Consider the following 21,433-nt stretch of genomic DNA (forward strand, 5'->3'; position numbering starts at 1 on the left):
GAGCCATGTCCTCCGACACCACCGACCTGCCATCGACGGTCCTGCCCGAGCTGCTGGACCAGGCCCCTGGCATCCAGGCGCTGCGCCGCGACATCCACGCCCACCCCGAGCTGTGCTTTGAAGAGCAGCGCACCAGCGAGCTGATCGCCAGGCAACTGGCCGAATGGGGCATCGAGGTGCATCGAGGCCTGGGTACCACCGGCCTGGTCGGCGTGATCAAGGGACAGCGGCCAGGCGCCAAGGCCATCGGCCTGCGTGCGGACATGGACGCCCTGCCCGTCACCGAGCAAAACAAGTTTCCCCATGCCAGCCGCCACCCCGGCCGCATGCATGCCTGCGGGCACGACGGCCACGTGGCCATGCTGATGGCCGCGGCCCAGCACCTGGCGGCCAAACGTGATTTCGCAGGCACCGTGTACCTGGTGTTCCAGCCCGCCGAAGAAGGCGGCGGCGGCGCCCGCGAGATGATGAAGGACGGCCTGTTCGAGCGCTTCCCGATGGACGCGATCTTCGGCATGCACAATTGGCCCAACATGGCCGCCGGCCAGTTCGCCATCAACGCGGGCCCCTGTTTCGCTTCCAGCAACGAGTTCCGCGTCACGGTGATCGGCAAGGGCTGCCACGCGGCCATGCCGCACCTGGGCCTGGATCCGATGCCGGTAGCCTGCCAGCTGGTGCAGTCCTTCCAGACCATCCTCACGCGCAGCCTGCGCCCGATCGAAACCGGCGTCATCTCGGTCACCATGATCGAGGCCGGCGTGGCCACCAACGTGGTGCCCGAGCGCGTGACCCTGCAGGGCACGGTGCGCACCTTCACCACCGACGCACTCGACCTGATCGAGCGGCGCATGCGCGAGATCTGCGAGCACGTGCCGGCCGGTTTCGGCTGCACGGCCGAGGTCGAGTTCCACCGCAACTACCCGCCCACCGTGAACCACCCCGCCGAGGCCGAGTTCGTGCGCGGCGTGATGCGCGAGGTGGTCGGCCCGCAGAACGTTCTGGAGTTCGAGCCCACCATGGGCGCCGAGGATTTCAGCTTCTTCCTTGAAAAGAAGCCCGGCGCCTATTTCGTGATCGGCAATGGCGACGGCGCACACCGCGAAGGCGGCCATGGCCTGGGGCCCTGCATGCTGCACAACCCCAGCTACGACTTCAACGACAGGCTGATCCCGGTGGGAGCCACCCTGTGGGTGAAGCTGGTGGAGCGCTGGCTGGCCGCCTGAGAACTCAGTGCTTCAACGCGTCCAGATCGATCTGGCGCAGGCGGGTCGGACCCACTTCGGCCTCGATGGCGCGCAGCACCTCGGGGCGCAGGCCCATCGCGAAGGCCAGCTCGGCCACCACGAACAGCGGGCCGATGAACAGGCCCACCAGGTCATCGACGAACGCGGGCTTGCGGCCCTCGTAGTAGTGGCCCACGAACTGGAAGATCCAGCCCACCACGAACAGGCCCACGCCCGTGCCCAGCCAGACGCTGGTGGCCTGTGCCGCCACGCCCATGCTGATCCACAGCGTGGCCGCCAGCAGCGCCGACATCACCAGCCCGAAGCGGATGTCCAGCAGCAGGTAGTAGATGGACGTGCCCAGCACCAGCAGCGTGGACAGCGACACCGGCACGCCGGCCACGTCGACCGCGGGGCGCGCCGTCAGGCAGCCGATGGCCAGCACGATCATCGGGATCCCGATGAAGTGGGTGGCGATGTTGCGGCGGTCCCGGTGGTAGGCCGCGTAGTTGGTGAGTTGCTGGACCAGGGTTTTCATGGCGTGTCTCTCTCGGCAAGGCGGCTCCTGGCTCGGGGCCGGAAACCATGATCGGATGATGCGCCGACATGTGCATTTTGTCTGTCGGATAGGCTACGTTCCCCGCGAGGGCTTGTCCTGTGCGCCCGGCGGCCCCGCTTCAGGCATATTGCGGGCCTCACGCCTGCCGCCCTGCCTCCTTTCCCACCTTGAACAAGACCCTGCCTCCACCCGAGCACTACCTGCCCCTGCTGCTGCAGGGCCGGTGGTTCGCCGGCCTGCCGGCCGAGGTGCGTCAGCGCCTGCTGGCCCCGGCCCGGGTGCGCGCCGTGCCGGCTGGCCAGCGCCTGTTCTCACGGGGTGATGCCAACGACGGCCTGTACGCCGTGGTCGAAGGCTCCGTGCGCATCGGCGGCATCAGCGCCGGCGGCAAGGAGGCCGTGCTCAGCATGATCGAGCCGCCGCTGTGGTTCGGAGAGATCGCCCTGTTCGACGCCGGCCCGCGCACGCACGATGCCGACACCCGTGCGCCGACGACCCTGCTGCAGGTGCCCCTGCCTGCGCTGCAGGCCTTGCTGGCCGCGCACCCGGCCGATTGGCACCACCTGGGCGCCCTGGCCGTGGAGAAGATGCGCGCAGTGCTGTCGGGGCTGGAAGAGCTGACCGTGCTGCCCGCCCCGCAGCGCATGGCCCGCCGCCTGCGGGAGATGACGCTGGGCCACGGCATGCTGACGGAACAGGGCGCACGCCATTCGCTGGCCGTGAACCAGGAGCAGCTGGGCGCCATGCTGGCCTTGACGCGCCAGACCGTCAACGAGGTGCTGCGCGATCTGGAAGCGCGCGGCATCGTGGCGCGGCACTACGGCCGCATCGAAGTGCTGGACCACGAGGCCCTCAAAGCCGCGGGCGAGATCGACGCCTGACAGGCTGGCGTGGGCAGGCCAATCCGGACACCACGACGCGCCGGCCACCGCACAATCGTGGCACCACTTTCCAGGATCCGATCCATGCCCACTCCCGAACAGTTCAACCAGCGCGGCGCCAACACCCTGCCCGGCCACCTCGGCATCGTCATCACGCACGTGGGCGACGGTGAAGTGCGCGCGGAACTGCCCGTGGTGCCCCACCTGATGGCGCCCAACGGCTTCCTGCACGCCGGCAGCATCGTCACCCTGGCCGACACCTGCGCCGGCTATGGCTGCGTGGCCAGCCTGCCGGCCGGTGCCAGCGGTTTCACCACCATCGAGCTCAAATCCAACCACCTGGGCACGGCCCGCGAAGGCGTGGTCGAGTGCGTGGCCAAGGCCGTGCACCTGGGCCGCAACACGCAGGTGTGGGATGCCACTGTCACGCACCGCGACACGGGCAAGACGATGGCCCTGTTCCGCTGCACGCAGATGGTGCTGTACCCCAAGCCTGCGGCCTGAGGCCCGGAACGATGGACCAGCCGATCACCGGCTTCCACCTGGACGACGAAGGCCACTGGGTGGCCCGGCTGGCCTGCGGGCACCACCAGCACGTGCGCCATGACCCGCCGTGGATCAACCGTCCCTGGACCACCACGCCCGAAGGCCGCCAGGCCACGCTGGGCCGCCGCCTGGCCTGCAAGAAGTGCGATGAGGGCGCCCCGCCCGACACACCCCCCTCATCCTGAGGAACCCGGGCTTTCCGGACTTGTCCGGGTGTCCTCTCCGTGGCATTGTTCCCCGCACGTTGATTGAATCACGGGGGGCATCACCAGATGCAGCGACTGATCCTCATCACACTGGCCATGTGCGCCCTGCTGGCGGCTCAGCCCGCCAGGGCAGGTGCGCTCGAAAGCTCGGATGTCGTGCTGCTGCAACCCGAAGCCGAACTGCAGCCCCGCGTGCCCGATGTGCAGAGCCTGGCCACCTACATCGACAAGGCCACCGCCCAAGCGGCCGAGGTGGCACGCCAGGCCCGGGTGGGTCCGCCCACCAGTGGCTTCCTGGTGATCGCCATCCGGCCCGGCTTGCGCTCCAACGCATGGCTTGATTTCCAGCCCCCTCTGCCTTCAACAATGGCAGAAGCCATGATCCGAGCGATGCGCTCTGTCACGCCACCGGCAGTCAGGGGTGGACCTGTCGTTCTGGCCGTGAAGGCCGGCCTCTGGGGCGGAAGTTCACCTGTGCGGGATCTTCCAGCGCCCAAGGAGTGGCGTGCCGCGATTGACAAGGCCGGTCGATCGCTGGAGCCCGAGACGCTGGTTGAAAAAATCTGGCGCGACTGACATCACGCGATGCCACGTGGATACGTGGATGCCAAACAGGTCTTTTCTTCACTTTCAATGAAAAAAGTGAAAAAGTCATAACGACTTTCCGGACACCTGACGATACTGAATTCAGCGAGAGCTGAATCCTCGGTCCGTGCGGTAGCCCCTTGGCGACCCCCGCCTCCGAGGAGGGAAAGGGGTCCATCGTGGATGAATCAATCGCGCTGTTCGGCGGCCCCGGCACACAGGCCGGCATGCCCCCCTCCTCATCCATCGCGGAAACAGCCAGCGCAGATCGTCCTGGTGAGCGCATGGCTCGAGAACTGGCCTTGGTCCACGCAGTCGCGCGTGAAGAGCTCTATCTGCACTACCAGCCGCAGGTCGATCTGCGCAGCGGCGAAGTCGTGGGTGTCGAGGCTTTGGTGCGCTGGCACAACCCCGTGCTGGGCGAGATCCCGCCGCATGATTTCATCCCGATGGCCGAGCGGACAGGCCAGGGCCACGCCATGGGTCAATGGGTGCTGCAGGCAGCTTGCCAGGCGGCCAAGCGCTGGCATCAGAAAGGCCTGAGCCCCATTCGCATGGCAGTGAATCTGCATCCCGGACAGATGCAGCAGGCCGACATTGCCTGCGCCATCGAATCGATCGTGATGAAAAGCGGCTTGGATCCGCACATGCTCACCATCGAAGTCACTGAGGACATGCTGATGCGCGACCTCGACCATGCGGCTAGCACGCTGGGCGATTTGCAATCCATCGGCATCCAGATCGTGCTGGACCATTTCGGCACGGGTTACGCGGGCCTGGCCTGCCTTCGTCGCCTGCCGGTTGACGTGCTCAAGATCGACAGGGCACTGGTGCCGGACGTGACCGCTTCGACCGAGGACGTATCCATCCTGCGGGCAGTGATCGACATGGCGCACAGCCTGCGCATGAAGGTGCTGGCCCTCGGTGTGGAAAGCGACGGTGAACTGGCATTGCTGGCAACCAACCAGTGCGACCAGATGCAGGGCATGTATTTCAGCGCGCCATTGGCGGAGAGCGAACTCATCGCCTTGCTGCACGCCAAGCGGCGTCTGCCTGAGACCGTGCTGGGGCGTCACGCTCGCCAGCGCACCTTGCTGGTGGTCGACGATGAGGAGAACATCGTCGCGTCGCTCAGGCGACTTTTGAGACGCGACGGTTATCACATCATCACGGCGCACAGCGGGCAGCAAGGGCTTCAGCGCCTGGCCGAGAACGATGTGGACGTGATCATCTCCGACCAGCGCATGCCCGGCATGACAGGGGTCGAGTTTCTGCGTAGAGCCAAGGAGCTCTATCCGCACACGGTGCGCATGGTGCTGTCGGGCTACACCGAGCTGCAGTCCATCACCGATGCCATCAACGAAGGCGCCATCTACAAGTTCCTCACCAAGCCCTGGGACGATGACAGGGTACGCGGACACATCAGCGAGGCGTTCAGTCACAAGGAAATGGCCGACGAGAACCGCCGTCTGGACCGCGAAGTGCAGGAAGGTGCCCGCGAACTGGCTCACGTGAATGGACAGCTCAAGCGCCTTCTGGAGTGCCAGCGCGAACAGATCCACCGGGAAGAGACCAGCCTGGTGATCGCGCGCGAAGTCCTGGAGAACCTGCCGGCACCGGTCATCGGCCTGGACCAGGAAGGCATGATCGCCTTCATGAATTCCGATGCCGAGGCCTTGTTCGACGGCGCCACGGGATTGCTCGGGCAGCCTGTGGAGTCCACCGGTTCGGCCGCCCTCGCGGCACTGTGGCACACCCGCGATGGACACCATCACGAGATCGAGCTGGTAGGCCAGCGCTTCATGGGTGTGTGCCGCGACATGCAGGGCCGAGCCCATGCCAGAGGGTCATTGATGGTTTTGACCCCTCACATCTCCTCCGAGAAGGGCGCATCATGAACAGCCCGATGTATCCCCTGCCCACGGGTGACAAGGCCGACACCGCCATGTCAAACGGTGGGACGCCACTGCCAGGCACCAACGACCACGACCGCGAGCGGCTGCGCCGGCAACTGGATCACCGCTTTCGGCACAGCCTGCGCTCGGGACAGCTCAGCCCCCTGTTGCACCTGGTGATGCGTTACAAGCTGGAGGGCGGCACATGAACACGAGCCCCGACCTGCGGCCGGACCTGTCCCTGTCGTTCCTGATCACACCAGACCGGTTCCGCACCAGTCTGCGGGATCTGCCCGCCCTGCCCGCGGCGGTGCAGGACATCATCCTCACCCTGGGGCGCGAGGACATCGGGGCGGCCGAGGTGGCAGATCATCTGTCTCATGACCCGGCGTTGAGCGCCAAGACACTGCGTCTGGCCAATTCATCTTTCTACGGCATGTCCCGGCAGGTCGGATCGATCCCTGATGCCATCACCATACTGGGTCTGCGCACTGTCCGCACCATGGTGCTGGCCGCCGGGATGACAGAACGCTTCCAGGTGGCCCGCGAGGCGGGCTTCGACCTGCGGGCATTCTGGCGCCATGCCGTAGGTGCCGCACTGGTCGGCCAGGGGCTCGCCCGCGAGCTGCACATGGACACCGACATCGGCTTCACGGTCGGACTCCTTCACGACATTGGGAGGGTGGCACTGGCCTGCATGTTCCCCGAGGAATACGCTCACGTCCTGATGCACCAGCGCACACTGGACCTGCTTCCGATCGACGCCGAGCACGCTGCGCTGGGCACCGACCACGCTGCGATGGGCGGACTGCTCGCAGAGCACTGGCACTTTTCTCCTGTCGTGGTCGAAGCAATCACCCACCACCATGCGCCCGCTTTGCACCATGGGCCCGGACTGGTAGGGCTGGCTCACCTGGCCGATGCGTTTTCCCACGCGCTGGGCCTGTCCGGTCAGGAAGACGAGATGGTGCCCCCTACGCCACCCGAGGTATGGGGAGCCATGGCTCCTGGCGCCCAAGCCAGCATGCGTCTGTTCACGCAGGTCGAGCATGAGTTCGATGACATCTGCCAAGCCTTGCACGTCTGACACCTACACGGAGGCCGCGATGACCACGCAACACATCATCACCGCTGAAGCCGGCACCGAACTCCAGAACCGGCAGGTACAGGAGCTTCTCAAGGCCAACGAGGGGCTCAAGGAGTTGAACGCCCGCCTCTCGGCCACGCAGGACAAGCTGGTCCAATCAGAGAAGCTCGCCTCCATCGGACAACTCGCAGCAGGCGTGGCTCACGAGATCAACAACCCGATCGGCTACATCTTCTCGAACTTCGGTACGCTGGAGAAATACCTGGCCCAGCTGTTCCAGATGTTGCAGGCCTACGAGAGCGCGGAGGCCTCGTTGCCAGCCGGGCCGCAGCGTGACGGGCTGGCCGCGCTGCGCAATGAAATAGAACTGGACTACCTCAAGGAAGACATCCCTTCGCTGATGAACGAATCCCGAGAGGGCATCTCGCGCGTGCGCAAGATCGTTCAGGATCTCAAGGACTTCTCCAGGGTCGATGCCAGCCAGGAGTGGGTCTGGACCAACCTACACCGTGGGATCGACTCCACATTGAACATCGTCAACAACGAGATCAAGTACCGGGCCGACGTGCTCAAACAGTACGGAGACATCCCAGATATTGAATGTCTGCCTTCGGAACTCAACCAGGTCTTCCTCAACCTCCTGGTCAACGCGGCCCATGCCATCGCGGCCGAGCGCGGCACCATCACTATCCGAACCGGTCAGATCGAACACCATGTGTGGGTGGAGGTCAGCGATAACGGCAGCGGCATCGCGAAGGAGAACATCGGCCGGATCTTCGACCCCTTCTTCACCACCAAACCGGTGGGCAAGGGTACCGGCCTGGGCCTGTCGCTGTCGTACGGCATCGTCAAGAAGCACCATGGTCACATCGATGTGAACAGCGAACCAGGGTGCGGCACCACTTTCCGCGTCACCCTGCCCGTGCGCCAGCACAAGCCCGAAGAGGCCAGCCCTGGGACCACATCATGAGCAGCGAACTGCGGACGATCCTGTGCGTGGATGATGAGCCCAACATCCTGTCGTCCATGAAGCGGCTGTTCCGCGCCACGGGCCACCGTGTACTCACTGCCGAAGGCGGCGCCCAGGCCGTGGCCCTGCTGGACGCCGAGCCGGTGGACTTGGTGATTTCCGACATGCGCATGCCAGGCATGGACGGTGCCGAACTCCTGCAGCGTGTGCGCCAACGATGGCCGCGCATCACCAGACTGCTGCTGACAGGCTATGCCGACATTGCCTCGACGATTGCCGCCATCAACGAGGGCCGCATCCACCGCTACATCACCAAACCCTGGAACGATGAAGAGCTGCTGATGACCGTGCGAGAGGCCTTCGAGCGGCAGAGCCTGCGCGACGAGAAGGAGCGGCTGGAAGCCCTCACGGCCAGCCAGAACGAGTCGCTGCGCGAACTCAATGCCACGCTTGAACACAAGGTGCAGGAGCGCACGAGCGAGCTGTCCGACGCCAACGGCCGGCTGCACAAGAACTACCTCAACTCCATCAAGGCCTTCTCGCACCTGATCGAGCTTCGCGGCGGGCCACTGGCTGGGCATGCCCGACGCGTGGCCGACCTCGCCCGCCGAACCGCACGGCTGCTTCGACTGGACGACATCCAGGCTCACGAACTGTTCATCGCCGCGCTGATGCATGACATAGGCCACATCGGGCTATCCGACCACATCCTGGGGAGCCCCGTGTCCAAGCTCGGCAGCGAGGACCTGGCCCGCTACCGCCGGCACAGCGAGCTGGGAGAACAGTCGCTCATGGGCATGGACGACATGCCCGCCGTGGCGAATCTGATCAGGCACCACCATGAACGCCATGACGGACGAGGCTTTCCCGATGGCCTGGCCGGCGATCAGATCCCTCTGGGCGCGCGCATCCTGTCCATTGCCGATGCCTACGATGACCTGCTATCGGGGCACGTGATCTCCGGCAGCCTCCATCCGGCGGAAGCAGTCGCACTGATCAGGCGTGGGCGTGGCACCCAGTTCGATCCGGCGGTGGCGGATGCATTCCTGGCCGTGTTCAGCCAGCCCACCGCGCCCGCCGCACAGCGCCCGCTGGAACTCCAAACAGATGCGCTGCAGCCCGGCATGGTGCTGGCTCTGGATTTCCAGTCGGCCGAGGGCGTGCTTCTGCTGGCTGCCGACCACGTGCTCACTGAACCTCTGATCGCCCGCATCCGCCAGTTCGAGCGTCGCACACGCAGACCGCTCATGCTGGCGGTCAAACCCGCCTGACGAGGCATGCCATGGACAAGATCCTCCTGGTCGATGATGAACCCCTGGTGCTGCAAGCTCTGTCGCGAGGGCTGCGCCCGCATCTGGCGCAGGGCATGGCCGCAGGAGTTCACCTGGAGATGCACCATGACCCTGTCCAGGCATGCCGGCGGCTCCGGGAAAGCCGCTTCGCCGTCGTACTAAGCGACTTCCGGATGCCGGCGATGGACGGGATCGAATTGCTGCGAGAAGCACGCGCGCATCAACCCCTCGCGACACGCATGATCCTGAGTGCATCCAATGACATATCGACCGTCATGCAGGCTCTCAATGATGCGGAGGTGTTCCGCTACCTCAGCAAACCCTGGGACCTCGGGCTCCTGGTCCTGCAATTGCACGGCGCCTTGAAGCGCCACCACGCACTGAGGACGCAACAGGGCCTGGCCGATGCGATGCAGGTTCTCACAGGGGACATGTCGCCCCAGGCTGCCGAGATGCGCCGCCTGGAGGCTGAGGAGCCAGGGATCACCAAGGTCGATTGGGGGCCGATGGGCGAGGTCCTGCTGCCGCCCTTGCCGCGTGAGGAGCCCGGCTCGTGAGCGCCGTCGGGGAACGAACAGCCATGAGCTTGCTTCTGGTTCGGTCACTTGCCCCACCCCGTACCTGCCTTGAGCTTGAGTTATGCTGTATATTCATACAGCTGCCCAGCATTGCTGAAGCTAAGAGGGTCCCTTACGGACATACAGATACCGACACCTTCGGACGCTCATGAGCACCGTCTCCTCTTTTGTCCCCACGCGCGTGCACCGCACGCGACTGATGCACATCTGGCGCTCTGCCGGCTGGCCATGCCTCGATTCCATCGAGATCGATCTCCTGGCAGCCGAACTGGTCCGTCTGGACACCGATGTCCATGGGCGCGACACGCTCCACCTGACCAGTGCAGGAATCCAGTTCCTGGCCAATGCCAGGCGCCAGGCGCAACGCGCCGCCAGTCGCCACGACCAGCTTGGAGATCGCATGGCCACGCAATTGCGCGGTGACGGTCGGGTGGTCTGGCGGGAATTGTCGCTCCGAGCCTTCGTCGCCCACCCGCAGACTTTGCAGCCCCCGCTGGACGCTGACAGGCCTGCGGCACTTGCCGCCGTGCAAGAGTCAGGCCCTGCCAGCCTGTGGCCCACCCCAGAGCATGTCGCCAACCCGAAGGCAGACCACCGATGGCGCATGGCCCGACCTGATCTCTTCTCCCTGCGCAACACCACGGTGGAGGCCTACCTGCGACCCATGGTCCACGAGATCAAGGTCAGTCGGGCCGACCTGCTCTCCGACCTGCGGCACGAGGCCAAGCGCCAGGCCTACCAATGGCTGTCCTGCGAGTGCTATTACGTCTTCCCCGCCAGCGTGGCCGACCCCGCCGAGGTGCCCGACGCCTTCGGCGTGTGGCTGCTGCATGGCGATCTGGACACCGGCCGGCTGGAGCTGGCCCGCCCGGCGCGCCACACGCCCCGCACCCTGCCCTTTGCCGTGTGGATGGCGCTGGCCAAGGCCACGCCGCTGTGCCCCGACGAAGACCTGGCGCAAAGCCCGCTGGCGCCTCTGGCCTGATGTCCAACGCTGCTGCCGTGGCGCCACCGGCCTACACGATCGCCGTGCGCGCACTGTGCGACTTCACCGCCCGCCAGGGTGATCTGGACCTGCGCTTCACGCCCTCGCCCACCGCCCAGGAAGGCATGGCCGGGCATGCCCTGGTGGCCACGAGGCGCGGGGCTGGCTACCAGACCGAGTTGCCATTGGAAGGTCGCTTCGAAGCCGGCGGCCAGACCTTGCACGTGCGGGGCCGTGCCGATGGGTTCGATGCCCGTCGCCCGTGCCTGGAAGAAATCAAGACGCACCGGGGCGCGCTCGATCAACAACCCGACAACCACCGCCACCTGCACTGGGCCCAGGCCCGCGTCTATGGCCACCTGTTGTGCGCCCAGCAGGGCCTGGCCCAACTCGAGATCGCGCTGGTGTACCTGGACGTGGGCACCGAGCGGGAAACCGTGCTGGCCGAGACCTGGTCGGCCGATGAACTGCGCACCCACTTCGAAGACCAGTGCCGGCGCTTCCTGGCCTGGGCCACGCAGGAAGCCACGCACCGCCAGACACGCGACCAGGCCCTGGCCACGCTGCGCTTTCCCCATGCCGATTTCCGCACTGGCCAGCGCCCCCTGGCCGAGGCCGTCTACAAGGCCGCCACGCACCGGCGCTGCCTGCTGGCCCAGGCCCCTACCGGCATCGGCAAGACCATCGGTACATTGTTCCCGCTGCTCAAGGCCTGCCCGTCGCAAGGCATCGACAAGCTTTTCTACCTGTCGGCCAAGACCTCCGGACGCCAGCTTGCGCTCGATGCCCTGCAGCAACTGCACCCCACTCCCACACCAGCCCCCTGGCGCGTGCTCGAACTGGTGGCACGCGACAAGGCCTGCGAGCACCCCGACAAGGCTTGCCACGGCGAATCTTGCCCACTGGCCCAGGGCTTCTACAACCGCCTGCCGCAGGCGCGTCAGGCCGCCATCGATGCAGGCCAGGCCCTGGACAAGGCCCAGGTGCGCGCCGTGGCCTCCGCGCATGGCGTCTGCCCCTACTACCTGGGGCAGGAGCTGGCGCGTTGGGCCGACATCGTCGTGGGCGACTACAACCACTATTTCGACCTGCACGCGATGCTGCACAGCCTGACACAGGCCCAGCAGTGGCGGGCGGCGGCCCTGGTGGATGAAGCCCACAATCTGCTGGACCGCGCAAGGGGCATGTACTCGGCCGAACTGTCTCAGCATGCTTTGCGCAGCCTGCGCCGCACGGCCCCCGCCCCGCTCAAGCGCCCGCTGGAGCGTGTGCACCGCCTCTGGCAGTCGCTCGTCAAGGTGCAGACGGCCGATTACCAGCCACACGACGAACCACCTTTCGCCCTGGTGCAGGCCCTGCAGCACCTGGTCGGCGCCATCACCGACCACCTGACCGAGCACCCGGCAGCAGCCACAGACACGGCCCTGCAAGGCTTCTACTTCGACGCCCTGCACTTCACCCGCGTGGCCGAGCTGTTCGACGAGCACTCGATGTTCGACGTGCACAAGCAAGCCCCGCCGCCCGGCTCGCGGGGCAAGCCCAACACCGTGCTGTGCCTGCGCAATTTGGTGCCCGCGCCCTTTTTGGCGCCACGCTGGGCCGGCCTGCACACGGCCACCCTGTTTTCCGCCACCGTGCAGCCCTGGAACTACCAGCTCGACACCCTGGGCCTGCCGGACAACACGGCCTGCATCGACCTGCCTTCGCCCTTCGATGCCCGGCAACTGCAGGTCGACGTCGCCACACGCCTGTCCACTCGCTACAAGGACCGCGAAGCCTCCCTGCAGCCCATGGCCACGCTGATGGCCTCGCACTACCAGGCGCGCCCAGGCAACTACCTCGCCTTTTTCAGCAGCTTCGACTACCTGCGCCAGGCCGCCGACCACTTCGAGGCACTGAACCCCACGATCCCCACCTGGCGTCAATCACGCGGCATGAGCGAGGGCGAGCAAAGCAGCTTCCTGGCCCGCTTCACCGAGCATGGCCAGGGCATCGGATTCGCGGTGCTGGGCGGGGCCTTCGCCGAAGGTGTGGACCTGCCGGGCCGGCGCCTGGTGGGGGCCTTCATCGCCACCCTGGGCCTGCCGCAGTTCAACCCGGTCAACGAAGAGATCTGCCACCGCCTGCAGCGCCTGTTCGGCGCACGGCTGGGGCACGACTACACCTACCTCTACCCTGGCCTGCAGAAAGTGGTGCAGGCCGCAGGGCGCGTGATCCGCACTCCGCAGGATGAAGGCGTGGTCGTGCTGATGGATGAGCGCTTCGCTCAGGCCCGCGTACGCGAGCTGCTCCCGACGTGGTGGGCTGCTCCAGCAGGCCTGTGAGCACCTGCGTCAGGCACCGCGCATGAAATCGGGCAGGCCCGGGATGCTGCCGCGCTCTTCAGGCGTGGCCGCCGTGGGCAGCGGCACCGTCCCCAGGCCTCGCGCACGCAGGCGCTCAGCATCATTGGGCGAACCGCTTTCAACCGCTTCCCCGATGGCGCGTTCATCGTGCCCCTCATCTGGCTGGAGCACCAAGCCACGCGGCATGCGCGAGGCTTCCTTGTTGACATAACGGGCCACCAAGCCCACCGAAGCGAGGGCCGCAATCCAGATCATGGGGCGCATGGGATATCTCCTGGGAGGTCGGCCGAAAAGCCTCGGCCAAAGCCAATCACTCAGGCAAGCCACATACCCGGGGTGTCAGCCCACCACTTCGCAGATCTCGGCCGATGCCGGCTCACGCACGCGGAAGATCCGCACAGCCTCGGCCACCTGATCGGCCTGGCCGCTCAGGGCCGCAGCCGCCACCGAGAGCTGCTCCACCATCGCCGCGTTCTGGTGCGTGATGCCATCGAGCGAGGCCACCGCCCGGCTCACCTCCGTCAGGCCCACGGACTGCTCGGCACTGGCGCGGCTGATGCTGGACACCAGGTCGCTCACCGCCTGCACCGAGCCCAGCGTCTGCTGCATCAGCTCGCCGTTGGAGCGCACCCGTTCGTGCCCCTGCTCGATGGTGGTCAACGCGTTGTCCACCAGCACCTTGATCTCGCCGGCGGCCTGACGAGATCGGTTGGCCAGCGCACGCACCTCGGAGGCCACCACCGCGAAGCCCTTACCGGCCTCGCCAGCCCGCGCCGCTTCCACCGCGGCGTTCAGCGCCAGCAGGTTGGTCTGGAAGGCGATGCGGTTGATCACGTCCACGATCTCGCCGATGCGGCCGGAGGCCTGCGCGATGGCATCCATCTGCGCCACGATTTCCTGCACCGACTGCTGGCTGCGGCGCGCCATCTCGTGCGTGTGCTCGGCACGCCCCGCGGCCTGGCGCGCGGCATCGGCACTGGTGCGCACATTGCCGGTGATCTGCTCCAGGGCCGAGGCGGTTTCCTGCAGGTTGCTGGCCTGCGAATCGGTGCGCTCGGACAGGTCGTGGTTGCCCAGCGCGATATCCCGCGAGGCCGAATGGATGCCGATGATCTCGCGGCGCACATCGCCCACGATGGCCTGCAGATTGACGTTGAGCTGCACCATGGCCCGCTCCAGCCGGCCCAGTTCATCGTAGCGCCCCGCCTCGTTCATCAAGGACAGATCGCCCGCCGCCATGCGGTGCGCCTGCTTGATCAGCCCACGGATGGGTTGCACCAGGCTGCGTTGCCAACGCCAGCCCTGCCACAGGCCCAGCACCACCGCCACCCCCAGCAGGCCAGCGCCCTGCCCCGCGGTCAGGCCACAACCCCACCACGCGCCCAATGCCACGGCCACAGGCGTCAACAGGCTGCCGGCCTGCACACGTGCGCCCAGCGACATGCGCTGCGCCGATTGGACCAGGCCCGCCAAGCCCCGGCGCCACAGGCGCCCTTCCCGCAAGTGCGTCATCAAAGCGCCATCGCGCGCTTCCTCCTGCATGCGCTGGTACAAGGCCGCCGCAGCGTCCACCTGCTCGCGGTCAGGCCGTGTGCGCACGGACAGATAGCCCACCACCCGACCGCCTTCGAGCACCGGCGTCACATTGGCCTGCACCCAGTAGTGATCGCCATCCTTGCGGCGGTTCTTGACGAGCGCCGACCAGGGGCGACCGGCCTGCACCGTGGCCCACAGATCGCGAAATGCCTCGGAAGGCATGTCAGGATGCCGGATGAGATTGTGCGGCTGGCCGATGAGCTCATCGCGCAGGAAACCGCTGACCCGCACGAAGGCCGGGTTGCAGTAGGTGATGCGGCCTTTCAGGTCGGTGGCGGACACCAGGGTCTCACCGTCGACCAGTGCGAACTCGTTCTGGGTGATCGGGAAGTTCTTTCTCATCTTGTCGCGACAGTCTCCAACGGCAAAAAGCACAAGGGCCCTGTGAGGGCCCTTGAGGAATGAAGCAACTATACCGATGGCAGGCACCCGGTATCGCGTGAATAATCCCGTTGCGCCCCTCCCCTCTTCGCCATCGCATGATCTTCCCATCACCCCCGTGAACACCACGCCAGCCTTTTCGGACACCATCCCTGGTGTCCACCTGGCGGCCACGCCCGCACCCGCGCGCCCAGGCCGCCTGCTCGCCAAGCTGGTGCTGGTCAACCTGCTGCTGCTGGCACTGTTCATCGGCCTGTCGCTGCTGTCCCTGCGCTGGAGCCTGCAAAGCCACCTGGCCCGCACCGATGCAGCCACCACCAACCTGGCGCGCACGCTGCAGCAGAACATCGGATCGACCATCGACAAGCTGGACCTGGCACTGCGCCTGGCCGGCCATGTCCATGAAGAACGTTTGCAGCATGGCCATCCGAGCGCAGGCGATGTGAAGCAGTCGCTGGCCGAGCACCAACGGCTGCTGGCCGAGGGCGAAGGCCTGCGCATCACCGATGCGCAGGGCCAGGTGCTGCATGGCGCGGGCCTGCCGCTGTCCAGGATCGTCAACGTGGGAGACCGCGCCTACTTCGCGCAGGCACGCGCCGTCACCGGCGATCGGCTGATCATGTCCGAGCCGCTGCAGTCGCGCATCAGCGGCCGCTGGGTGGTCGTGCTGGCCCGGCGTCTGAGCGCGCCCGATGGCAGCTTCGCGGGCATCATCTACACCTCGCTGTCCTCGCGCCACTTCGAGCAGCTGTTCGCCAGCATCGACCTGGGCGAGCACGGCGCCGTCAGCCTGCGCACGGCCAGCATGCGCCTGGTGGCGCGGCGCACCACGCAAGGCGACAACGCCAGCGCCATCGGCAGTGACAAGGTCTCGACCGAGCTGCGCCAGGCGCTGCGCAGGTCACCACAAGGCGGCAACTACACCGCGCCCACCACCCTGGACAACATCGAGCGCATCAACCACTACGAGCGCGTTGGCCGCTACCCGCTGTACGTCGTCGTGGGCCTGGACGCCGGCGAGCAACTGGCCTCCTGGCGCCTGCAGCGCGTGCACCTGGGCCTGTACCTGCTGATCGTGGCGGCGGCCATGCTGGGATGCTCCGCGCTGATCTACCGCAGCTGGCGCCGGGACATCCAGAGCCAGCAGGCCACCGTGCAGGCCGGCCAGCGCAGCCAGGCGTTGCTGCGCACCTCCAGCGACGGCGTGCACGTGATCAACGCCCAGGGTCGCCTGGTCGAGGTGAGCGACACCTTCGGTGCCATGCTGGGCGCCACGCGCGAGCAGTTGCTGGGCACCCATCTCGGGCAATGGGATGCCGGCCTGTCCACCAAGGACCTCACGGCGCTGTACACCCCCATCGAGCCCAACCGCTACGGCAAGTTCAGCAGCGTGCACCGCCGCGTGGACGGCAGCCTGCTGGCGGTGGAGGTGAGCACCATGGGCGTGTTGCTGGACGGCGAGCCCTTGCTGTTCTGCGCCTCACGAGACGTGACCGATCGCAAGACGGCCGCACGCGAACACGCGGCGCGGTTGGTGGCCGAGCAGCAGGCCCGCGCCCTGAGCGAACGCGTGTCGGAGCGCGAGGAGTTCGTCCGCATCCTGGCCCATGAGGTGCGCCAGCCTTTGAACAATGCCTCTGCGGCCCTGCAGGGTGCCCGCGCGGCGCTGGCAGATCGCCACAGGCCGCCGCCCGCCGGGCAGGAATCCACCGGGGTGGCCGACGCCGTGCAGCGTGCCCAGTCCGTGATCGGACAGATCGTCGCGTCGCTGAACAACACCCTGGCGGCCACCGCCCTGCTGGCCAGCCCTGACCGCATCGAATGCCACGACACCGATGTCGACACCCTGATCGAACTCAGCCTGGGCGATCTCGACCCACAAGCGCGCCACCGCGTGCGCATCGTGCGGCAGTCCGCCACGCGCACGGCCTCGATGGACATGGGACTGGTGCGCCTGGCCCTGCGCAACCTGCTGGGCAACGCCCTGGCCTATTCACCCCCCGACACCGATGTGGTGCTGCGCGTGAGCGACAGCGACGACCCGCTGGCACTGGTGTTGGAGGTGCTGGACCAGGGCCCGGGCGTGCCGGCATCCCTGCAACCACGCCTGTTCGAGCGCGGTGCCCGAGGCGACAACGGCGTGCCCGGCCATGGCCTGGGCCTGTTCATCGTGCAGCGCGTGATGGTCCTGCACGGCGGCATGGTGGATCTGCGCCCCAACACGCCACAGGGCTCCATCTTCCGACTGCTGCTGCCACAGGATGGCTGAACGCCAGCAGTCCGGGGGGCCTCAGCCTTCGATCAACTCGCCCTTGAACACATAGCCCACCCGCGACAGCGACTGCAGCGGCACGACACAATCGGTGGCCCGCTCGATGCGGCGTCTCAGGCGGTAGATGGTGGCGCTCAAGGCGTTGTCGGGCTCTTCTGACACGGGGCGTCCCAGTTGCTGGCACAGTTGCTCACGCGTGACCGACTGGCCCTGGGCCGTCAGGAAGCACGCCATCACGGCCATGTCCAGGTCGCTCATGTCGATCCGCACGCCATCGGGCGCCACCAACTGGGCGGCGCGGCGGTCGAGCATCCAGGCCGATGAGCGCCCACGGGTGGCGGCAACACGCCGGTGCACCGCGCGGATGACCACCGCCACCTGCTCGAAGTTGACCGGCTTGGCCAGGTACATGTCGGCGCCGGCATCCACCACCGAGGCGAAGACATCGGGCGCCACGCGCCCGGACACCACCAGAACCCCCACCTGCGTGCGCTTGCGCAGCACGCGGATGAGCTCCAGGCCATCGATGCCGGGCAGCATCAGATCGACCAGGTAGAAGCCGTGGCGGAAAGGCTCGTGATCGGCCAGCAGTTCGGCACTGTCGGCATACCGGTGCACACGCACGCCGGCGGTGCTGAGGTATTGGGCCAGGAACTCGCTGTACTCCGGATCGTCATCGACCAGGGCCAGGGAGTCGGGCAAGGAGGCGGTATCAAAGGACATCGGACAAAAGAACGGCTCGGCGCCGTGAAGGACGCACGATCAGTTACAGCACACCACATTGTGAACTGTGCTTCGTCACCCAGCACGCGGAATAGATCACGTGCAACGCGGATTTTCGCGCTTTAGGGTGTTGTTGCCACTGATCACAAATGACTAAAGTGAGCGCGCTCGATTCCGAAAACCTGGAGTGACGGGCATCCATGCCGTCACCGCCTTCGATCGCGAAGTTCGGTTTTTGATGTCAGGTTTTCGCTGCGAGCGAGAAAGTTGTAGGCCTTCACATGAGTTCGAGACCCCTCACCGTCCGCACCAGACTGCTGGGCGCCTTTGGCGCACTGGCCCTGCTCGTCCTCGTGGTGTCAGGACTCTCATTGCGATCTCTTTCAAGAAGCCACAACGACTTCTCCAACTATGTGGAGCAGACAAGCGCTCGCGTGGGCCTCGCGAACGAGGTGCGCGCCGCCGCCAATGCCCGTGCTGTCAGCGCGCGCAACCTGGTGCTCGTCAAGGACGCATCCGACCGTGGCAATGAGCAGCGCAGCGTGGTGCAGGCCCATGAGCAGATGCAGGCCGTCCTCAAGCAGCTCGGCGAGATGGTCGAGCAGACAGAAGGGGTGTCCGACAAGGAGCGCGCCCAGTTCAAGGAACTGGCCCGCATCGAATCGCAGTACGGCCCGGTGGCCCTGAACATCGTGGATCTGGCGGTGCACGACCGCCAGGAAGAAGCCATCACCAAGATGAACGCCGATTGCCGCCCGCTGCTGGCCGCGCTCATCAAGGCCACCAACGACTACATCGCCTTGTCCACTGAGCAGGCCAAGAGCGATGAAGCTGGCGCCGAAGCCGACTACGAAGCCGATCGGGCCTTGCTGGTGACCCTCTGCGTGCTGGCCGTGGCGGCGTCCACCGGCCTGGCCATGATGATCACCCGGGGCCTCACCCGCGCGCTGGGCGCGGAACCGGCTGAACTGGGCGCCGCGGCCCGCCGCGTGGCCGAAGGCGATCTCAGCCTCATCGAGGGCGCGGAGCAGGCCCCCCGCCGCAGCGTCATGGCCTCGCTGGGCCACATGCAGGGCAGCCTGGCCGGCCTGGTCACCCAGGTACGCCAGGCCTCCGACAGCATCGCCACCGGTTCATCGCAGATTTCCAATGGCGCTTCCGACCTGTCGCAGCGCACCGAAGAGCAGGCCTCCAACCTGCAGGAAACCGCCTCGTCGATGGAAGAGCTCCACACCACGGTCAAGCACAACGCCGACACAGCGCAGCAGGCCACCCAGCTGTCCGCATCGGCCAGCCAGGCCGCGAGCAATGGCGGCCAGGTGATGGGACAGGTGGTGAGCACCATGCAGAGCATCAGCGCCAGTTCACGCAAGATCGGCGACATCATCGGTGTGATCGATGGCATCGCCTTCCAGACCAACATCCTGGCCTTGAATGCGGCCGTGGAAGCCGCCCGTGCGGGTGAGCAAGGCCGCGGCTTCGCCGTGGTGGCTGGCGAGGTCCGCTCGCTGGCCCAGCGCAGCGGCGAAGCCGCCAAGGAGATCCGCACCCTCATCGCGGACAGCGTGAGCCAGGTGGATGCTGGCTCGAGCCTGGTGAACCAGGCAGGCAGCGCGATGGAAGACATCGTCATGCAGGTCAAGCGCGTGGCCGACCTGATCGGCGAGATCAGCAGCGCCTCGAGCGAGCAGACATCGGGCATCGGTCAGGTCAACCTGGCCGTGGCCCAGCTGGACCAGATGACTCAGCAGAACGCCTCACTGGTGGAAGAAAGCGCCGCCGCCGCCGACAGCCTGCACCAGCAGGCCAGGCGGCTGACCGAGGCGGTGAGCGTGTTCAAGCTGTCCAACGATGGGGAGCATGGCTCTGGCAACGGCATGCCCGCCACCTCGGGCATGGGCCGGCAAGGCGGTGGCCGCTCGCTGGTGCCGCAACTGGCGCACTGAACTGAACATGGATGGGGCACGCGCCTGGGGTCACATGGTGGCCTCAGAGCCATCGGCCCCGCACCTGCCACAACCCCGCGCACCGGTGCCTGCAAGCAACAGGTGCCCAAGCAGGCAAGAAAAAAGCCACCCTGAGGTGGCTTTCACACTTCGGGCCGCCTGCATGTGCTTGCACACAGCAGACGACTGAAGAAATTTTGGTGGGCCCTGAGTGACTCGAACACTCGACCAACGGATTAAGAGTCCGCTGCTCTACCAACTGAGCTAAGAGCCCGCTTTGCTTAAGCCCTGAGGCTGCAAGCGTTTCGAGGAATTTGGTTATCCCCGCGAAGCCTCAGATTATATACAACTTTGCGAGTGTTTGGCAAGCATCGTTGCAATGATCTGAAATTCTGGTGGGTCGTGCGTGACTCGAACACGCGACCAACGGATTAAAAGTCCGCTGCTCTACCGACTGAGCTAACGACCCCCGGAAAAGCCCAAGAGTATAGCGCGTTTCAGCGCTTGCCCGCGATCAGACGATTCAGAAGTTCTGCAGCGGCCACCATGCCGAAGGTGGCCGTGACCGTGACGCTGGAGCCGAAGCCGTGGCAGTTGAGGCTGCCATCGCTGGAGGCCGCTTCCGCTGGTTCGCCCACTTCGCCGTCCACCTCGCACACCGCGTCCTGAGGCGGGCGCACCGCCTCCCGTGAGAACACGCAGGTCAGGCCCATCGGGCCCTTGCGCACGCCACCGTGGCGCTGCCGCAAGCGCTGACGCAGGCTGGCCAGCAACGGGTCATGCGTCACCTGTGCCAGGTCGGCCACTTCCAGCAGATGCGGCGACACCTTGCCTCCAGCAGCACCCACCGCCACCACGGGCACGCCCTGCGCCTGCGCCCAGGCGGCCACCGCGGCCTTGGCACGCACCTGGTCACAGCAATCGATCACGCCATCGAGGGGTTGCGCGCCCAGCAGCTCAGCCGCGTTCGCCTCGTCGACGAACTCTTCAACGGCATGCACCACGCAGGCAGGGTGGATCAGCGCGATGCGGTCTTTCAAGGCCAGCACCTTGGCCTGCCCCAACGTGGGCTCCAGCGCATGCACCTGGCGGTTGATGTTGGATTCGGCGATGTGGTCCAGGTCGATCAGCGTGAGCTCGGCCACACCGCTGCGTGCCAGGGCCTCGGCCGTCCAAGAGCCCACGCCGCCCACGCCCACCACGGCGATGCGGGCACCGCGCACACGTGCATAGCCTGCGGGCCCGTGCAGGCGTCGCAAACCGCCGAAACGGCGTTCCAGGTCGGCTTCGTCAGAGACAGGGATCATGTGCAGAACGGCAAAAAGAAATGGCGGCAGACGCACACGCGCCTGCCGCCATCGTC

General features: G+C 66.3%; 20 protein-coding genes and 2 tRNA genes. 15 read left to right on the forward strand and 7 right to left on the reverse strand.

Features of this window, described 5'->3' with window-relative positions:
* Window positions 1-5 precede the first annotated feature (5 nt).
* A complete protein-coding gene (locus EIP75_RS05890) occupies window positions 6-1,223 on the forward strand; it encodes a M20 aminoacylase family protein (protein WP_125242323.1) in 1,218 nt (405 codons plus the stop codon).
* Window positions 1,224-1,227: 4 nt separating this feature from the next.
* On the opposite strand, the gene EIP75_RS05895 is transcribed toward EIP75_RS05890, so the two are convergent.
* Entirely contained in the window at window positions 1,228-1,761 is a 534-nt protein-coding gene (locus EIP75_RS05895) for an Mpo1 family 2-hydroxy fatty acid dioxygenase (RefSeq protein WP_125242324.1), read from the reverse strand.
* A 188-nt stretch (window positions 1,762-1,949) separates the two neighbouring features.
* On the opposite strand from EIP75_RS05895, the gene EIP75_RS05900 reads away from it, so the two are divergent.
* The 12 genes from EIP75_RS05900 (at window position 1,950) to EIP75_RS05955 (ending at window position 13,131) form a co-directional block, all read left to right on the forward strand.
* Window positions 1,950-2,663, forward strand: coding sequence for a Crp/Fnr family transcriptional regulator (locus EIP75_RS05900; protein ID WP_233584700.1), 714 nt, complete (start codon window positions 1,950-1,952; stop codon window positions 2,661-2,663).
* Window positions 2,664-2,747: 84 nt separating this feature from the next.
* The gene (locus tag EIP75_RS05905) at window positions 2,748-3,167 is read left to right on the forward strand and encodes a PaaI family thioesterase (protein ID WP_125242325.1); all 420 of its coding nucleotides are present in this window, start codon (window positions 2,748-2,750) and stop codon (window positions 3,165-3,167) included.
* 11 nt (window positions 3,168-3,178) lie between these two features.
* Entirely contained in the window at window positions 3,179-3,394 is a 216-nt protein-coding gene (locus EIP75_RS05910) for a DUF3565 domain-containing protein (protein WP_125242326.1), read from the forward strand.
* 87 nt (window positions 3,395-3,481) lie between these two features.
* Window positions 3,482-3,991: a hypothetical protein gene (locus EIP75_RS05915; protein ID WP_125242327.1), complete on the forward strand. Its 510-nt coding sequence runs from the start codon at window positions 3,482-3,484 to the stop codon at window positions 3,989-3,991.
* Window positions 3,992-4,179: 188 nt separating this feature from the next.
* Window positions 4,180-5,898 (forward strand): EAL domain-containing protein, encoded by a 1,719-nt coding sequence (locus EIP75_RS05920; RefSeq protein WP_125242328.1) that lies wholly within the window; start codon window positions 4,180-4,182, stop codon window positions 5,896-5,898.
* Window positions 5,895-6,104 (forward strand): hypothetical protein, encoded by a 210-nt coding sequence (locus tag EIP75_RS05925; RefSeq protein WP_125242329.1) that lies wholly within the window; start codon window positions 5,895-5,897, stop codon window positions 6,102-6,104. The genes EIP75_RS05920 and EIP75_RS05925 overlap by 4 nt, the downstream gene beginning before the upstream one ends.
* On the forward strand, window positions 6,101-6,982 hold the full coding sequence (locus tag EIP75_RS05930) for an HDOD domain-containing protein (RefSeq protein WP_125242330.1): 882 nt from the start codon (window positions 6,101-6,103) through the stop codon (window positions 6,980-6,982). Before EIP75_RS05925 ends, EIP75_RS05930 begins: the two co-directional genes overlap by 4 nt.
* Window positions 6,983-7,001: 19 nt before the next feature.
* The gene (locus EIP75_RS05935; RefSeq protein WP_199758506.1) at window positions 7,002-7,952 is read left to right on the forward strand and encodes an ATP-binding protein; all 951 of its coding nucleotides are present in this window, start codon (window positions 7,002-7,004) and stop codon (window positions 7,950-7,952) included.
* A complete protein-coding gene (gene nosR, locus EIP75_RS05940; protein WP_125242332.1) occupies window positions 7,949-9,223 on the forward strand; it encodes a response regulator c-di-GMP phosphodiesterase, NosR family in 1,275 nt (424 codons plus the stop codon). Before EIP75_RS05935 ends, nosR begins: the two co-directional genes overlap by 4 nt.
* A gap of 11 nt (window positions 9,224-9,234) precedes the next feature.
* Complete coding sequence (locus tag EIP75_RS05945; protein ID WP_125242333.1) at window positions 9,235-9,801, forward strand: response regulator; 567 nt, start codon at window positions 9,235-9,237, stop codon at window positions 9,799-9,801.
* Between the two features lie 169 nt (window positions 9,802-9,970).
* Complete coding sequence (locus tag EIP75_RS05950) at window positions 9,971-10,807, forward strand: hypothetical protein (protein WP_125242334.1); 837 nt, start codon at window positions 9,971-9,973, stop codon at window positions 10,805-10,807.
* The gene (locus tag EIP75_RS05955; protein ID WP_125242335.1) at window positions 10,807-13,131 is read left to right on the forward strand and encodes an ATP-dependent DNA helicase; all 2,325 of its coding nucleotides are present in this window, start codon (window positions 10,807-10,809) and stop codon (window positions 13,129-13,131) included. Before EIP75_RS05950 ends, EIP75_RS05955 begins: the two co-directional genes overlap by 1 nt.
* Before the next feature lie 9 nt (window positions 13,132-13,140).
* On the opposite strand, the gene EIP75_RS05960 is transcribed toward EIP75_RS05955, so the two are convergent.
* The gene (locus tag EIP75_RS05960) at window positions 13,141-13,416 is read right to left on the reverse strand and encodes a hypothetical protein (RefSeq protein WP_125242336.1); all 276 of its coding nucleotides are present in this window, start codon (window positions 13,414-13,416) and stop codon (window positions 13,141-13,143) included.
* Window positions 13,417-13,491: 75 nt separating this feature from the next.
* Window positions 13,492-15,090: a methyl-accepting chemotaxis protein gene (locus EIP75_RS05965; RefSeq protein ID WP_125242337.1), complete on the reverse strand. Its 1,599-nt coding sequence runs from the start codon at window positions 15,088-15,090 to the stop codon at window positions 13,492-13,494.
* A 157-nt stretch (window positions 15,091-15,247) separates the two neighbouring features.
* On the opposite strand from EIP75_RS05965, the gene EIP75_RS05970 reads away from it, so the two are divergent.
* Window positions 15,248-17,398 (forward strand): ATP-binding protein, encoded by a 2,151-nt coding sequence (locus tag EIP75_RS05970; RefSeq protein ID WP_158622755.1) that lies wholly within the window; start codon window positions 15,248-15,250, stop codon window positions 17,396-17,398.
* A gap of 21 nt (window positions 17,399-17,419) precedes the next feature.
* Here EIP75_RS05970 and EIP75_RS05975 read toward each other — a convergent pair whose 3' ends face one another.
* Window positions 17,420-18,103: a response regulator transcription factor gene (locus EIP75_RS05975; RefSeq protein WP_233584701.1), complete on the reverse strand. Its 684-nt coding sequence runs from the start codon at window positions 18,101-18,103 to the stop codon at window positions 17,420-17,422.
* A gap of 302 nt (window positions 18,104-18,405) precedes the next feature.
* Here EIP75_RS05975 and EIP75_RS24825 point away from each other — a divergent pair, with 302 nt between their 5' ends.
* Window positions 18,406-20,070: a methyl-accepting chemotaxis protein gene (locus tag EIP75_RS24825; protein ID WP_125242340.1), complete on the forward strand. Its 1,665-nt coding sequence runs from the start codon at window positions 18,406-18,408 to the stop codon at window positions 20,068-20,070.
* Window positions 20,071-20,268: 198 nt separating this feature from the next.
* Here EIP75_RS24825 and EIP75_RS05985 read toward each other — a convergent pair.
* The 3 genes from EIP75_RS05985 to EIP75_RS05995 all read right to left on the reverse strand — a co-directional run bounded on the left by EIP75_RS05985 (window position 20,269) and on the right by EIP75_RS05995 (window position 21,377).
* Window positions 20,269-20,344: transfer RNA gene (locus EIP75_RS05985), tRNA-Lys, on the reverse strand.
* A gap of 119 nt (window positions 20,345-20,463) precedes the next feature.
* Window positions 20,464-20,539 (reverse strand) — tRNA-Lys (locus EIP75_RS05990).
* Window positions 20,540-20,567: 28 nt separating this feature from the next.
* Window positions 20,568-21,377: a tRNA threonylcarbamoyladenosine dehydratase gene (locus EIP75_RS05995; protein ID WP_125242341.1), complete on the reverse strand. Its 810-nt coding sequence runs from the start codon at window positions 21,375-21,377 to the stop codon at window positions 20,568-20,570.
* Window positions 21,378-21,433 lie beyond the last annotated feature (56 nt).

The sequence above is a fragment of the Aquabacterium soli genome, assembly GCF_003933735.1.
GTDB lineage: Bacteria > Pseudomonadota > Gammaproteobacteria > Burkholderiales > Burkholderiaceae_C > Aquabacterium > Aquabacterium soli.